This window comes from Lysobacter solisilvae (genome assembly GCF_016613535.2).
In the GTDB taxonomy this organism is placed as follows: domain Bacteria; phylum Pseudomonadota; class Gammaproteobacteria; order Xanthomonadales; family Xanthomonadaceae; genus Agrilutibacter; species Agrilutibacter solisilvae.
On record NZ_CP071518.1, the window covers coordinates 309,606 to 322,944 of the forward strand.

The 13,339-nt window shown below is 70.0% G+C and carries 9 protein-coding genes and 1 pseudogene; 2 read left to right on the forward strand and 8 right to left on the reverse strand.

Annotated elements, in window-relative coordinates:
* Positions 1–1,193: 1,193 nt before the first annotated feature.
* Positions 1,194–2,198: a type I glyceraldehyde-3-phosphate dehydrogenase gene (gene gap, locus I8J32_RS01395; protein ID WP_200614329.1), complete on the reverse strand. Its 1,005-nt coding sequence runs from the start codon at positions 2,196–2,198 to the stop codon at positions 1,194–1,196.
* Between the two features lie 181 nt (positions 2,199–2,379).
* Between gap and I8J32_RS01400 the strand changes: the two genes are divergently transcribed.
* Entirely contained in the window at positions 2,380–3,303 is a 924-nt protein-coding gene (locus I8J32_RS01400) for a S1/P1 nuclease (protein WP_200614330.1), read from the forward strand.
* On the forward strand, positions 3,300–4,193 hold the full coding sequence (locus I8J32_RS01405) for an MBL fold metallo-hydrolase (RefSeq protein ID WP_245156383.1): 894 nt from the start codon (positions 3,300–3,302) through the stop codon (positions 4,191–4,193). Before I8J32_RS01400 ends, I8J32_RS01405 begins: the two co-directional genes overlap by 4 nt.
* Before the next feature lie 119 nt (positions 4,194–4,312).
* Here the strand turns inward: I8J32_RS01405 and I8J32_RS01410 are convergent, their stop codons facing one another.
* The 7 genes and pseudogenes from I8J32_RS01410 to I8J32_RS01440 all read right to left on the reverse strand — a co-directional run bounded on the left by I8J32_RS01410 (position 4,313) and on the right by I8J32_RS01440 (position 13,329).
* Positions 4,313–4,546, reverse strand: coding sequence for a hypothetical protein (locus I8J32_RS01410; protein ID WP_207526718.1), 234 nt, complete (start codon positions 4,544–4,546; stop codon positions 4,313–4,315).
* 429 nt (positions 4,547–4,975) lie between these two features.
* Positions 4,976–5,413 carry a hypothetical protein gene (locus I8J32_RS01415; protein WP_207526719.1) on the reverse strand — a complete coding sequence of 146 codons (438 nt, stop codon included), beginning with the start codon at positions 5,411–5,413 and terminating at the stop codon, positions 4,976–4,978.
* A 295-nt stretch (positions 5,414–5,708) separates the two neighbouring features.
* The gene (locus tag I8J32_RS01420) at positions 5,709–7,313 is read right to left on the reverse strand and encodes a TonB family protein (protein WP_207526720.1); all 1,605 of its coding nucleotides are present in this window, start codon (positions 7,311–7,313) and stop codon (positions 5,709–5,711) included.
* Positions 7,300–7,671 carry a BlaI/MecI/CopY family transcriptional regulator gene (locus I8J32_RS01425; RefSeq protein ID WP_200614334.1) on the reverse strand — a complete coding sequence of 124 codons (372 nt, stop codon included), beginning with the start codon at positions 7,669–7,671 and terminating at the stop codon, positions 7,300–7,302. The genes I8J32_RS01420 and I8J32_RS01425 overlap by 14 nt, the downstream gene beginning before the upstream one ends.
* Positions 7,672–7,851: 180 nt before the next feature.
* Entirely contained in the window at positions 7,852–9,855 is a 2,004-nt protein-coding gene (tkt, locus tag I8J32_RS01430) for a transketolase (protein WP_200614335.1), read from the reverse strand.
* Positions 9,856–10,083: 228 nt separating this feature from the next.
* Positions 10,084–11,406: pseudogene (locus I8J32_RS01435) on the reverse strand (dicarboxylate/amino acid:cation symporter).
* Between the two features lie 195 nt (positions 11,407–11,601).
* Positions 11,602–13,329 (reverse strand): BatD family protein, encoded by a 1,728-nt coding sequence (locus I8J32_RS01440; protein ID WP_200614337.1) that lies wholly within the window; start codon positions 13,327–13,329, stop codon positions 11,602–11,604.
* Between the last annotated feature and the right edge of the window lie 10 nt (positions 13,330–13,339).

Below are 13,339 nucleotides of genomic sequence, written 5' to 3' on the forward strand. Positions count from 1 at the left end.
GATCGTTTCCCCCATCCCAACCTTCCCCCGCCAAGCGGGGGAAGGGGCCCAAGCGCCCCCATCCCAACCTTCCCCTGCGGAGCGGGGGAAGGGGCCGCGCTTTGTCTCCCTCCCCCGCTTCGCGGGGGAGGGCTGGGGTGGGGGGCGACGGTCGCGGCGCATTTGAAGCGGAGGCGACTTTCGCTTGTCTCAACTACGCGGCGATCGTTTCCCCCATCCCAACCTTCCCCCGCCAAGCGGGGGAAGGAGCCCAAGCGCCCCCATCCCAACCTTCGCCCGCGGAGCGGGGGAAGGGGCCGCGCCTTGTCTCCCTTCCCCGCTTCGCGGGGGAGGGCTGGGGTGGGGGGCGACGGTCGCGGCGCATTTGAAGCGGAGGCGACTTTCGCTTGTCTCAAGTTACGCGGCGATCGTTTCCCCCATCCCAACCTTCCCCCGCCAAGCGGGGGAAGGGGCCAAAGCGCCCCCATCCCAACCTTCCCCCGCCAAGCGGGGGAAGGGGCCAAAGCGCCCCCATCCCAACCTTCCCCCGGAGCGGGAGAAGGGGCCGCGCTTTGACTCCCTCCCCCGCTTCGCGGGGGAGGGGTGGGGTTGGGGGCGACGGTCGCGGCGCATCTGAAACGGAGGCGACTTTCGCTTGTCTCAAGTTACGCGGCGATCGTTTCCCCCATCCCAACCTTCCCCCGCCAAGCGGGGGAAGGGGCCAAAGCGCCCCCATCCCAACCCGCGGAGTGGGGAAAGGGGGTTGGGGATAAGTGCTCCGCCGTCGGGGATAAGTGCTCGGGGCGCCGAGCAATCTGCTCGGCCTGCCGAACCCGGAGCTCGGGGCGCCGCAATAAATGCTCGGGCCGCCGAGCTCGAAGCTCGGACCGCCGAGTCCGGAGCTCGGACCGTCGAGCTCGAAGCTCGGACCGCCGGGCCCGGAGCTCGGGCCGCCGAGCAGATTGCTCGGGGCGCGGCCTGAATTGCTCGGCGCCCCGCCCTTTTTGCTCGGCACGCCGAGCACTTATCCCCACCGGCCGAGCACTTATCCCCACCGGCCGAGCACTTATCCCCACCGGCCGAGCACTTATCCCCACGACCGGATTTCCGGCCGTCTTCGCCGGTCCCACCCCGCTGAAACGACAAAGGCCCCGCTCGCGCGGGGCCCTTGCGTGACTTCGAGACCGGATTCGAAAACTTCGAATCGCAGCGGCTTACTTGCCCGCGACGACCTTGACCATTTCCAGGCACTTGTTCGAGTAGCCCCACTCGTTGTCGTACCAGCTCACCAGCTTGACGAAGGTGCCGTCCAGGGCGATGCCGGCCTCGGCATCGAACACCGAGGTGCAGGTCTCGCCGACGAAGTCGGTGGCGACCACCTTGTCTTCGGTGTAGCCCAGCACGCCCTTGAGCGCGCCCTGCGACTGCGCCTTCATCTCGGCGCAGATCTCGGCGTAGGTGGCCGGCTTCTCGAGCTCGACGGTGAGGTCGACCACCGACACGTCGGAGGTCGGCACGCGGAAGGCCATGCCGGTGAGCTTCTTGTTGAGTTCCGGGATCACCACGCCCACGGCCTTGGCCGCGCCCGTCGACGACGGGATGATGTTCTCCAGGATGCCGCGGCCGCCGCGCCAGTCCTTGTTGGACGGGCCGTCGACGGTCTTCTGCGTCGCCGTGGCGGCGTGCACGGTGGTCATCAGGCCGCGCTTGATGCCCCACTTGTCGTTGACGACCTTGGCGATCGGCGCCAGGCAGTTGGTGGTGCACGATGCGTTGGAGATGATCGCCTCGCCGTTGTACTTGGCGTGGTTGACGCCGTAGACGAACATCGGCGTGTCGTCCTTCGACGGCGCCGACAGCACGACCTTCTTCGCGCCGGCGTCCAGGTGCTTCTGCGCGGTGGCCTTGTCCAGGAACAGGCCGGTGGATTCGATGACGACTTCCGCGCCGACTTCGTCCCACTTCAGGTTGGCCGGGTCGCGTTCCTGGGTCAGGCGGATCTTCTTGCCGTTGACGGTCAGGGTGTTGCCCTCGACGCTCACGTCGGCCTTGAAACGGCCATGCACGGAGTCGTAGCGCAGCATGTAGGCCAGGTATTCGGGCTCGAGCAGGTCGTTGATCGCGACGATCTCGATGTCGTCGCCGAAGTTCTGCACGGCCGAACGCAGCACGTTGCGGCCGATGCGGCCGAAGCCATTGATGCCTACCTTGATCGCCATTTCGCGGGGACTCCTGGGGATGGAAATTGAACGGGGACTGGACCGGGGCGGCAGGAGGCCCTCCGTGACTGCCAACCGACCCGAAAGCCCGCTATTTTAGCCCCTCCCCCGCCCCCCCGCACTTTGGCGGGGCGAGCCCCGCTTCCGCCCCCGCCCCGACTCCGAGCCCTGCATGCGCGCTATGCCCCGCCGATTCCCCGATCGCCTCGTTTCCGCGGGCCGGCCGCGCAGCTCCAGGCGGCTGCGCGCGGCGCTCCTGCTGCTGCCGGCCCTGCTGTTGCTGGCCCTGGCCGCGCCGGTCGCGGCCTGGAGCGCGCTGGGGCACAAGCTGGTGGGCGCCCTGGCGCAGCGCCACCTGACGCCGGCGGCGCAGCGCGAGGTCGACCGGCTGCTGGCCGGCGAGCCCGACCCGACGCTGGCGGGCGTGGCGACCTGGGCCGATACCCTGCGCGACCGCGATCCGGCCCGCTTCAAGGCGACCAGCCGCTGGCATTACGTCAAGTTCGACGACGGCGGGTGCCAGTACGCGCAGGCGCGCCAATGTCCCGATGGCCAGTGCGTGGTCGGCGCGATCCAGGCCCAGCAGGCCATCCTGGCCGACCGCGGCCAGCCGGACGAGGCCCGCCGCGACGCGCTGAAGTTCCTGGTCCATTTCGTCGGCGACGCGCACCAGCCGCTGCATGCCAGTGCCCTGGAGGACAAGGGCGGCAACGACTACCAGGTGAGCCTGGCCACGCGCATGGAGCCCGAAGCCTATGCGCGCAACCGCTACACCGACGGGGTGATGGGCACCAACCTGCATTCGGTGTGGGATTACTACGTGCTCGGCGAGGCCGGGCTCAGCCTGGAGGACTATGCCGCCAAGCTCGATGCCAGGCCGTGGCCGCCGCGCCGCGAACCGCTGTCGGCGCCTGACTGGGCCGCCGAGTCCTGCCGGCTGGTGGATTCCGAACGGCTGTATCCGACCCGGCGCGGCAAGCCCGTCCACGCCTTCGCGGGCGCGGACTATTCGCTCAAGCACCGCGCGCTGGCCGAACGCCGCATCCGCGAGGCCGGATACCGCCTGGCGGAGCTGCTGAACCAGACGCTGGCGCAGACCCCATGAACGCATCCGTGCAGCCGCAGGTCCATGCCTTCCACCACGCCGACACCGGCACGTGGAGTTATGTCGTCGCCGATCCGTCGACATGGCAGGCCGCGATCATCGACCCGGTGCTGGATTTCGACGCGAAGTCCGGCCGCACCTCGGACACCTTCGCGCGCCAGCTGCTCGCCTGCGTGCGCGAGCACGGCCTGCAGGTGCGCTGGCTGCTGGAAACACACGCGCACGCCGACCACCTGTCGGCGGCGCAATGGCTCAGCGCGCAGTTGCCGGACGCCATGGTCGCCATCGGCCAGGGCATCCGCGAAGTGCAGCGCACCTTCGCCCCGGTGTTCGACCTCGAGGATCGCCTGGCCACGCCGCACGCCTCGTTCGACTGCCTGTTCGGCGACGACGACACGTTTGGCGTCGGTGCGATCAAGGCCATCGCCATCCCCGTGCCCGGCCACACGCGCGACAGCCTGGCCTACCTGATCGGCGATGCGCTGTTTACCGGCGACTCGCTGTTCATGCCCGACGCCGGCACGGCACGCTGCGATTTTCCCGGCGGTGATGCGGCCATGCTGTACCGGTCGATCCAGCGCCTGTTCCAGCTGCCGGACGACACCCGCGTGTTCGTCTGCCACGACTACGGCATCAAGGCCGACGACACCCGCCCCGGCCGCGAGCCGCGCGGGGAAACCACCATCGGCGAACAGAAGCGCGCCAACATCCACGTGCATGAAGGGGTGAGCGAAGCCGAGTACGTCGCCCTGCGGGAGGCGCGCGACGCGACGCTCGCCGTGCCGGCGCTGATCCTGCCCGCGCTGCAGGTCAACCTGCGCGCCGGCGCCCTGCCCGATCGTGCGCCCAACGGCATCCGCTACCTGCGCATCCCGCTCGACCAGTTCTGACGCGCCGGCGCGGCCAAATCTGCAAGGGATTGCGGCGCGGCGCGACACGGCGGCGCCGCGAATGTGCATCGGGACCGGCGGAGCTCCGTGCCGCTGCAGCCTTGCCGGAACTGGCCGCTTCAGGACGCTCCGCGGGCGGCATCGTCGCGCCTGCGCCGGCTGCGGCGGCGGTAGCCGATGCTGTCACGCAGCTCCTCCAGTCCGTCCTGCTTGCCGGCCCCTTCGAGCACGCTGTAGCCGACCAGCGAGGCCATGATCACGTAGTTGCCGAGCATCAGCCGCGTGTCCTGCGCCCGCTCGCCCAGCCGGTGCAGACGCTGCAGGCGGGGGCGCAGGATGTCGAGCGTGCGCATGTCCTCGTTCGCCTGCGCGAGGTCGGACGCGACTCCCCTGTCCCAGGTGCGGATTGAGCAGCAGCCGCATCAGCGTCTGCCGGCAGAACTTCTCCGTGTCCTCGCCCATCTCGTTCATGCCCTCGCGCTCGCGCGGGTCCAGGGAGATGAGCATGAAGAGGTTGGTTTCCAGCGCTTCCAGGGCGGTGTCGATCGCGGCCAGTTCGGCGGCGGTGATGCGCAGGGAGTCGGGTGCCTTGTCCATGGCGGTCCTCGTGAAGTCGGTTGTCGTATGCGATCCATGGCCCGGTCCAGCCGGGGCCGTTCGCACGGGTGTGTCGCGCAGTGGGCGCGGCACGATTGTGCCAGAGCCCGCGGCCGCGACAGGCGGCCCCCTGTCCCGGGGGGCCGGGTCAGCGCGGCCGGTCGTCGTGCCCTGCCCGGCGCGCCCTACTTGAACATCAGCTCGCGCAGCAGCTCCGAACCCATGATCGTGCGCATCGATTTGCGCTTGCCGGAGGCTTCGTCCTGCTCCTTGTAGTTCATCTTGGTCACCTTGGCGGTGATCGGATCGAACTTGGCCTCCGAATCGTCGAGCGCGGCCATGTTGGGATACATGACGACCAGATACAGGTCCGCGTCGTCGGCGTCGTGCGGGCGCGCGGCCAGGACGTGGTAGTCCAGCACCAGGCCTGCGGTCTTGGCTTCCTCCTCGACCTTCCGCCAGGTCGTGTTGAGGAATGCCATGTAGTTCTCGAACTGGCCGTCCTCCAGCTTCACCGAGGTGACTTCCACCACCGGCCCGTCCTTGTAGGGACGCTCCTGCGCGTGGACGATCGAAACGCCTGCCAGCAGCAGGGCCGCACACCATGCACATGCACTTTTCATGGGAAGTCTCCGCATGACCCGAGGGCCGCGCGGTCTGTTCCGGCGGCACGGCATTCGACGATGCCGCATCCGGGACAACGCCTTGCGAGGCGCGCGCCCGGTCAGCGTGGCGCTGACCCGATCAGGGGGAAGGCAGCGTGCACGCGGGAGTGCATGCTGGTTGGCCTTGTCCGCCGCCGGCGCTTCCGACTACCGGGGTGCCGCCACGAACGGACACGGCGCCTCGCGGGCGCCGTGTCGGTATTTGGCACGGTGCGGCCGCGCATGGAACGCGGCGCGGACCGTCGCCGCAGCGTCAGGCCTGTCCCTTGCCGCTGCCGCCATTGGGATTGCGGTGTTCGAAGCGCACCGGCACCTGCACGCGGCCGGCGACCGGCTTGCCGTCCTCGATCAACGGATTGAAGCGCCACTTCCACGCCGCTTGCGTCGCCGCATCGTCGAACACGCCGGCGGGCTCGGAACTGGCCACCGATACGGCGGTGACCTTGCCGGTCGCATCCAGCGCGACCTCGAGGACCACGGTGCCGTCGATCTTCTGCGCCAGCGCCTCGCGCGGATAGCTCGGGGCCGGCAGGTTCTCGACGCTTTCGGACTTCGCCGCACTGCGCACCGGCGCCACCTGGGTGCCGTGCTTCTCGTCGAGCACGCCCATGGCCGGCGTCGCGTCGCCCCACACCGTCACGTCGAGCTCGATGCCCTTGAAGGAACCGCCGACCGCGGTGGCGTCCTCGCCGATCTGGATGCGGCCCGGCACGCCGGGCTTCATCGCGATCTTGGGCGCGGACATCTGCTGGCCATCGCGGGTGATCACGGCTTCGAACATGTGCAGGCCGTCCTGGGTGGGCGCGACCTGCGCGGTCACCAGCCACTTGTGGCCGTTCACCGCTTGGCGCAGCACGAAGGGCGTGTTGGGCGCGGCGACCTTGGTGGCGGTGACCGCGTCCGCGTCGTCGATGCGCAGTGAGGTCTCCACGCGCAGCTGGCCCGCGGGCACCGGTCGCGCGGCGTCGGCCGGTTGCGCCGCCCAGGCGGCGTAGCCGCAGGCCAGCGCGAGGGCGACCACGCAGGTCGCGCCGGCGAGCAGGCGACGGGTGGATGGCATGGGTCGGTTGAGCATGGCGATTCTCTCCTTGAGCGGATGGCTGAAACCCCAGTGACATCCCAGCGGCAGCGGTTGGCTGGCCAGCTGGGTCTTGAGCATGGCCTCGCCATAGCGGCGGCGGGCCTGCGGATGGCGGGCGATGACGCGCTGGTCGCAGGCCAGTTCCTGGTCCTGCCGGAACCTGCGCGCGGCCCAGTGCAGCAGCGGGTTGAACCAGAACGCGCAGCGCAGCAGCGCGACCACGGCGTTGATGGCCAGGTCGCCATGGGCGATGTGCGAGCGTTCGTGCGACTGCAGCAGCGCGCGCTCGTGGGCGTCGTAGCGGCCGTCGAAATCGGCGGGCACGACGATCCGCGGCGCCCACAGCCCGACGGCCGCCGGCAGCCCCTCCATCGAACGCGCCTGGTGCATGCCGTCCTCGCGCAGCCGCAACTCCCCCAGGCCGCGCCGGAACGCGCGCTGCTGGCGGGCGAAGGCGACCACGGTGGCGGCCAGGCCCAGGCCCCATGCGAGCAGCACCAGGAACGGCCAGTCGGTCGCCGTGCGGCCGGCGTCGACCAGCACGCGCGGCGTCACGTCGACGACGAAGGCGCGCACCGGCGCGGGCACCGGCGCGCGCTCCGCGGCCGGCAGCAGGCCGGCCAGCAACGCCACCGGGACGATCCACCACGCGGCGTAGGCGATGCCGGCGCCGCCGAGCCGGCGCAGGGGCGCGCGCAGGGCCAGTGCCAGCAACGTGGCGGCGCTCACCGCCACCGTGGCTTCCAGCAGCGCGCGCAGGAATTCAGCGGCGCTCATCGTCGAGCTCCTCCAGCAGGCGGCGCAGCTCGGCGATGTCCTTGCGGCTGAGCTTGCGGTGCTGGCTGAAATGCGCCACCAGCGGCGCGACGCGGCCACCGAACATGCGCTCGAGCAGCCCCTGGCTTTCTTCCAGCATCCAGTCCTCGCGCTTGAGCAGGGGCGAGTACAGGTAGCGTCGCCCTTCCTTTTCCGCCGCCACCGCGCCCTTGTTGAGCAGGCGGTTCAGCAGGGTCTTGATGGTCGCTTCCTGCCATTGCCGGCTCTGGGCGAGCGCGGCGACGACGTCCTCGGCGCCGAGCGGATGCTCGCGCCACAGGACTTCCATCACGGCGGATTCGGCTTCGCTGATCTGCATCGTTTACATCCGTAATCTTTTCTTCAGATTACGCCTGTAATCGACGATGTCAAGCGGTCCGGGATGGGCAGACAACGGTGGCCTCGGAACCGCGGGATGTCCGGCCGCCACAGCAGCAACGCCAAACAGAAACGGCGCCCGCAGGCGCCGTTTCCAGGGTCACGCGTTCCGGCGCGCCGGTCAGGCCAAGCCGCGCGCAGCCTCCACGACCTTCTCGACGGTGAAGCCGAAGTGCGGGAACAGCTTCTCGGCCGGGGCGCTGGCGCCGTAGCTGTCGATGCCGATCACCGCGCCGTCCAGGCCGACGTACTTGTGCCAGAAGCCGGTGACGCCGGCTTCGATCGCCACGCGCCGGCGCACGCCGCGCGGCAGCACGGACTCGCGGTAGTCCGCGTCCTGGCGGTCGAACACGTCGGTGGACGGCATCGACACGACGCGGACCTTTTCACCCAGCTGCTCGGCGGCCTGCATGGCCAGGCCCACTTCCGAACCGGTCGCGATCAGGATCACTTCCGGCGCGCCGACCGCGTCCTTCAGCACGTAGCCGCCGCGCTCGATGTCGGCCACCTGCTGCGCGTCGCGCGCCTGGTGGGGCAGGTTCTGGCGCGAGAAGATCAGGCAGCTCGGGCCGTTGTAGCGCTCGATCGCCTTCTTCCAGCACACCGCCGATTCCACCGCGTCGCACGGGCGCCAGACGTCGTTGCCGGGGATGTAGCGCAGCGAGGCGAGGTGCTCGATCGGCTGGTGGGTCGGACCGTCCTCGCCCAGGCCGATGGAGTCATGCGTGTACACGTGGATCGCATGCGCGCCCATCAGCGCGCTCATGCGCACGGCGTTGCGCGCGTAGTCGCTGAAGACCAGGAAGGTGGCGTCGTACGGGATGAAGCACTCGTGCAGCCCCAGGCCGTTGCTGATCGCCGTCATCGCGAACTCGCGCACGCCGAAGTAGATGTAGTTGGCGTTCGGATCGTCGGTGGCGACCGACTTGCTGCCCTTCCACAGCGTCAGATTGGAGTGCGCCAGGTCGGCGGAGCCGCCGATGAGCTCGGGCAGCAGCGGCGCGAAGGCTTCGATCGCCATCTGCGAGGCCTTGCGCGAGGCGACCACCGGGCCCTCGGCCTGCAGCCTGGCGATGTACGCATCGGCGGCTTCGATGAAGCCGGCCGGCAGCTCGTTGCGCGAGCGGCGGGTCAGCTCGCCGGCCAGGTCCGGATGCGCCTGGGCGTAACGGTCGAACAGCTCGTTCCACTGCGCCTCGCGCTGCGCGCCGCGCTCGTTGGCGCGCCAGGCCTCGGCGATGGACTGCGGCAGTTCGAACGGCGCGTGCGGCCAGTTCAGCGCCTCGCGCGTGGCGAGGACTTCGTCCTTGCCCAGCGGCGCGCCGTGGCTGGATTCCTTGCCCGCCTTGGCGGGGGAACCGAAGCCGATGGTCGTGCGGCAGCACACCAGCGTGGGCTTGTCGGTCGAGCGCAGCGCGGTGTCGATCGCGGTGCGGATCTCGTGCGCGTCGTGGCCATCGACGGCGCGCACGACGTTCCAGCCATAGGCCTCGAAGCGCGCCGGTGTGTCGTCGGTGAACCAGCCATCGGTGTTGCCGTCGATGGAGATGTGGTTGTCATCCCAGAACGCGACCAGCTTGTTCAGGCCCCAGGTGCCAGCCAGCGAAGCGGCCTCATGCGAGATGCCTTCCATCAGGCAGCCGTCGCCCATGAACACGTAGGTGTGGTGGTCGACGATCTCCAGGCCATCGCGGTTGAAGCGCTGGGCGAGCAGCTTTTCGGCGAGCGCCATGCCCACGGCATTGGCGAAGCCCTGGCCGAGCGGACCGGTCGTGGTCTCCACGCCCGGGGTCATGAAGTTCTCGGGATGGCCGGGGGTCTTGGACTCGAGCTGGCGGAAGTTGCGCAGGTCGTCGGTGCTGATGTCGTAACCGGCCAGGTGCAGCAGGGCGTACTGCAGCATCGATCCGTGGCCGTTGGAGAGGATGAAACGGTCGCGGTTGAACCAGCCCGGGTTGTCCGGGCTGTGGCGCAGGTAGTCGTTCCACAGCACTTCGGCGATGTCGGCCATGCCCATGGGCATGCCGGGATGGCCGGAATTGGCGGCCTGGACCGCGTCGATGGCGAGGAAACGGATCGCGTTGGCGAGATCGCGGCGAGCGGGCTTATCGGCGGGCGTCGGCATGGCAGGCGGCTGGGGACTCAGGCGGGGAGAAGGGGCGGGCCCGGACTTGTCCAAGACAGGGAACCCCTGTCGGGCCGACGCAAGGCGGGCATTGTCCCACGAAGGCGGGGCCGGGGCGCCCTCCAAAGGGCGGGGCTCGACCCGCCGCCGGAGGATCCCACGGTCGGCCCCCGACCGCCTGGCGCGCGCATGGGCGCCACCGGGGCCAACGACGGCGTCCGGGCCGCCTTACGCCTGCGCGGGTGCCCCGACCGGCAGGTCCGCGGGCTCGCCCCTGGACACCATGGCCGCGATCGCCAGGTCGCCGGTGACGTTGAGCGTGGTCCGGCACATATCCAGGAAGTGGTTCACGCCCAGGATCAGGCCGATGCCTTCGGCCGGGACGTTGACCATCGCGCAGATCAGGGCCACCACCGGGAGCGAACCCGAGGGCACGCCGGCCGTGCCGATGCCGCCCAGGATGCAGACGAACATCACCATCACCTGCTGCGCCAGGGTGAGGTCGACGCCGAAGAACTGGGCCAGGAAGATCACCGTCACGCCCTCGAACAGCGCCGTGCCGTTCTGGTTGGCGGTGGCACCCACGGTCAGCACGAAGCGCGAGATGCGCCGCGGCAGGTGCAGCTTCTCTTCGGCCACGCGCAGCGAGGTCGGCAGCGTGGCGTTGCTCGAAGCGGTGGAGAACGCCAGCAGCATGGCCTCCTGCACGCCACGGAAGAAGGCCAGGGGCGACCAGCCGCTGAGCTTGAGCGCGATCGAGTAGCTCACGAACAGGTGCAGCGCCAGGGCGAGCACGACGACGCCGACGTAGGCGCCCAGCTGGATCAGCAGTTCGACGCCGAATACGACGGCCATGTTGAACATCAGGCAGGCCACCGCATACGGCGCCAGGCGGATGACGAATCCGATCAGCGTCATCGACGCATCGAACAGGCCCTGGATGCCGCGCGTCAGCGTGTCGGTGGCTTCGTTGCGGGTCGTGACCAGCCCGATGCCCAGCATGAGGGCGAAGAACATCACCGACAGGATGGTGTCGTTGCTGCCCGCGGCCTTCACGATGTTGTTGGGGATGATCCCCAGCAGCATGTCGATGCCCTGGGCTGTTCCTTGGCGGCGCTGACGACCCCGCGCGCGCTCTCCGCGTTCTCGCTCAGCAGCCTCAGCGCCAGTGATTCCTCCACCCCGGCGCCCGGCTGGAACAGGTTCACCAGGACCAGGCCCAGGACCACGGCGAGCGCCGACATCAGCACGGTGTAGAACAAGGTCCGCCAGCCGACGCGGCCGAACGAGCGGATGTCGCCCATTTCCGACACGCCGATCACCAGCGCCGAGAACAGCAGCGGGATCACCAGCATGAAGATCAGGTTGAGGAAGATCGTCTTGGCCGGCAGGGTGATGTAGGTCATCACCGCCTTCACCCACGACGCGTCCGGGCCCACCGTGTAGTGGGCGAGCATGCCGGCCAGCAGGCCGACCAGGGAACCCGATCAGCATCTTCCAGTGCAGTGGAAGCTTCCTGCGGGCGGGCGTCGCGGTGCCGGATGGGGTCATTGGTCTGGGCTCGTGCAGGTCGAGGGAGCTTAACAAAGCCGCCGTGGATCGGGTTCGGCGGCGGCGCGTTGCTGGCGATCGGTGCCGGCGCTTTCGATCGCGGTCGCGTGCGGGCGGTCGCCGTGCACGCGCATGTGCGGCAGCGCTGGCGCGGACAGGTGCTTGCCGACGCCCGGTGGCGCGTCGGCGGAAACTTCAGCCGGTGGGATAGAGCGGCGGCAGGAGCGAGGGCGCATTGACGACCGGCGCATGCCAGCGCGGACCGCGTGCGAAGGCCTCGCGGAGCAGGCGGCGTGCGCCCACTCCGTCGCCATCGCCCCAGCGTGCGCGCTGCAGGGCGTCCACCGCATCGCGCTGGGACGCGTCGGCCAGGCGCGCGCGCACGTCGTCGACATCGCGGGCCGGGGGACTGGCCATCGCGCACAGGGCCTGGGCGACGTCGCCCAGGTCACCGGTGTCCAGCGCCTGCCGCAGGTCCGCCGTGGCGGTCCCGGACGCGGCGGGCAGCGGCGCGCGGTCCGTGCGCGCAGCCGCCGGGGCGTGGGCGGCGGCGCGACGGTGCAGCCCCCACACCAGCGTGAACAACCACAGGGCCGCGAACAGCAGTGTCGCCAGGATCCAGCCGCGATTGCCGCCGATGGAATCGGCCGCGCCAGGCGACGCGCCCTCCCCGCGCAATGAGTCGAGCGCGCGCGCCGCCCGACCCGGCGCGGGCGTGGCGGCGGCGGGTGCGCCCGCGGACGCAGCCACCTGCCAGCTCATCGGCGGCAACGTGGCCTGGCGGCGCGCGCCGGCGACGACGTCCCACCAGGGCATCGTCAGGCCCGACAAGGTGATCGAACCGCTGCGCGAAGGCACCAGCGAGAAGCGCCGCAGCAGCTTCACCTGCGGCCGCCCGTCGCGGAAGGTCTCGTCGGCCTGCACCGGCTCGGCGAAGACCTGGACGCCCTCGATCGGCGGCAACTGGAGTTCGGGCATCTGCGCGGCGCTGGCGCCGTCGGCCACCACTTCGATGGTCAGTGCGCCTGCGCTGCCCACGCGCAGGTCCTGCGGCGTGCCCGCGTAGCGCAGGCGCAGGTTGCGCAGGGGCAGCCAGGGCTGGGGCGCGTTGGCCGGCGCCGGCAGCACGCGCAACCGGGTGGCGGGCGCCTGCGCGCTCAGCGATGCGCCACGCCCGCCGAACAGGTCGTCGAACAGGCCGCCTGTCCCGCGACCTTCGAACGTCGCGCCCGGGATGACGATCTCGCCGCTGCGTTCCGGAATCAGCTGGTAGCGGCGCTCGACGACCTCGTAGCGGCGACCGTTGATGACGCGCGAATAGCGCGCGTCCTCGCCCACCTGCTGCAGCGACGCACCATCGGGCGAGGCCTGGGTGAGCTGGCCGGAAATCAGCGGGGCGGCCGAGTACAGCCGGACCACCCAGCCGACGGCCTGCTGCACGTACGGATCGCGGTCGTCGGGTTCGCCACGAATGAAGACATCGTCGTCGCCGGTGGCCTGGGCGATCGTGTCGACGATCGTGTCGGTGATCGTGCCCGCCATGCCGGCGGACGCGGACTGCACCGACAGGGCCAGTTCGGACGTGCGGCCGCTGCCGCCCACGCGCAGCGCGGGCACCACCACATTGCCGGCGCGGCGCGGCCGCAGCGCGACGGCAAACAGCGTCTGCTGGCGCATGCGCCCGTTGACCGATTCCAGGCGGGCCCGGCTGCTGTACCCGCTGAGGTCGAAATCGCGCGCCAACGGTGCGTAGTCGGGCGCGCCGCCATCGTCGGACTGGATGTTGAGCGTGACTGTCTCGCCGAGCCGTATCTGGTCGCGATCCAGCCATGCGCGCTGGGCCTGCGCGGAAACCGGCAGCAGCGCCATCACCAGCAGCGCGAGCAGTGCGGCGACGACGGGACGCGCGCGGAATGAAGGCATGGATGCGGTC

Coding starts and splice junctions, on each gene's coding strand:
- gap (WP_200614329.1), bottom strand. CDS start 2,198: ATGGCGATCAAGGTAGGCATCAATGGCTTCGGCCGCATCGGCCGCAAC.
- I8J32_RS01400 (WP_200614330.1), top strand. CDS start 2,380: ATGCCCCGCCGATTCCCCGATCGCCTCGTTTCCGCGGGCCGGCCGCGC.
- I8J32_RS01405 (WP_245156383.1), top strand. CDS start 3,300: ATGAACGCATCCGTGCAGCCGCAGGTCCATGCCTTCCACCACGCCGAC.
- I8J32_RS01410 (WP_207526718.1), bottom strand. CDS start 4,546: ATGCGCACGCTCGACATCCTGCGCCCCCGCCTGCAGCGTCTGCACCGG.
- I8J32_RS01415 (WP_207526719.1), bottom strand. CDS start 5,413: ATGAAAAGTGCATGTGCATGGTGTGCGGCCCTGCTGCTGGCAGGCGTT.
- I8J32_RS01420 (WP_207526720.1), bottom strand. CDS start 7,313: ATGAGCGCCGCTGAATTCCTGCGCGCGCTGCTGGAAGCCACGGTGGCG.
- I8J32_RS01425 (WP_200614334.1), bottom strand. CDS start 7,671: ATGCAGATCAGCGAAGCCGAATCCGCCGTGATGGAAGTCCTGTGGCGC.
- tkt (WP_200614335.1), bottom strand. CDS start 9,855: ATGCCGACGCCCGCCGATAAGCCCGCTCGCCGCGATCTCGCCAACGCG.
- I8J32_RS01440 (WP_200614337.1), bottom strand. CDS start 13,329: ATGCCTTCATTCCGCGCGCGTCCCGTCGTCGCCGCACTGCTCGCGCTG.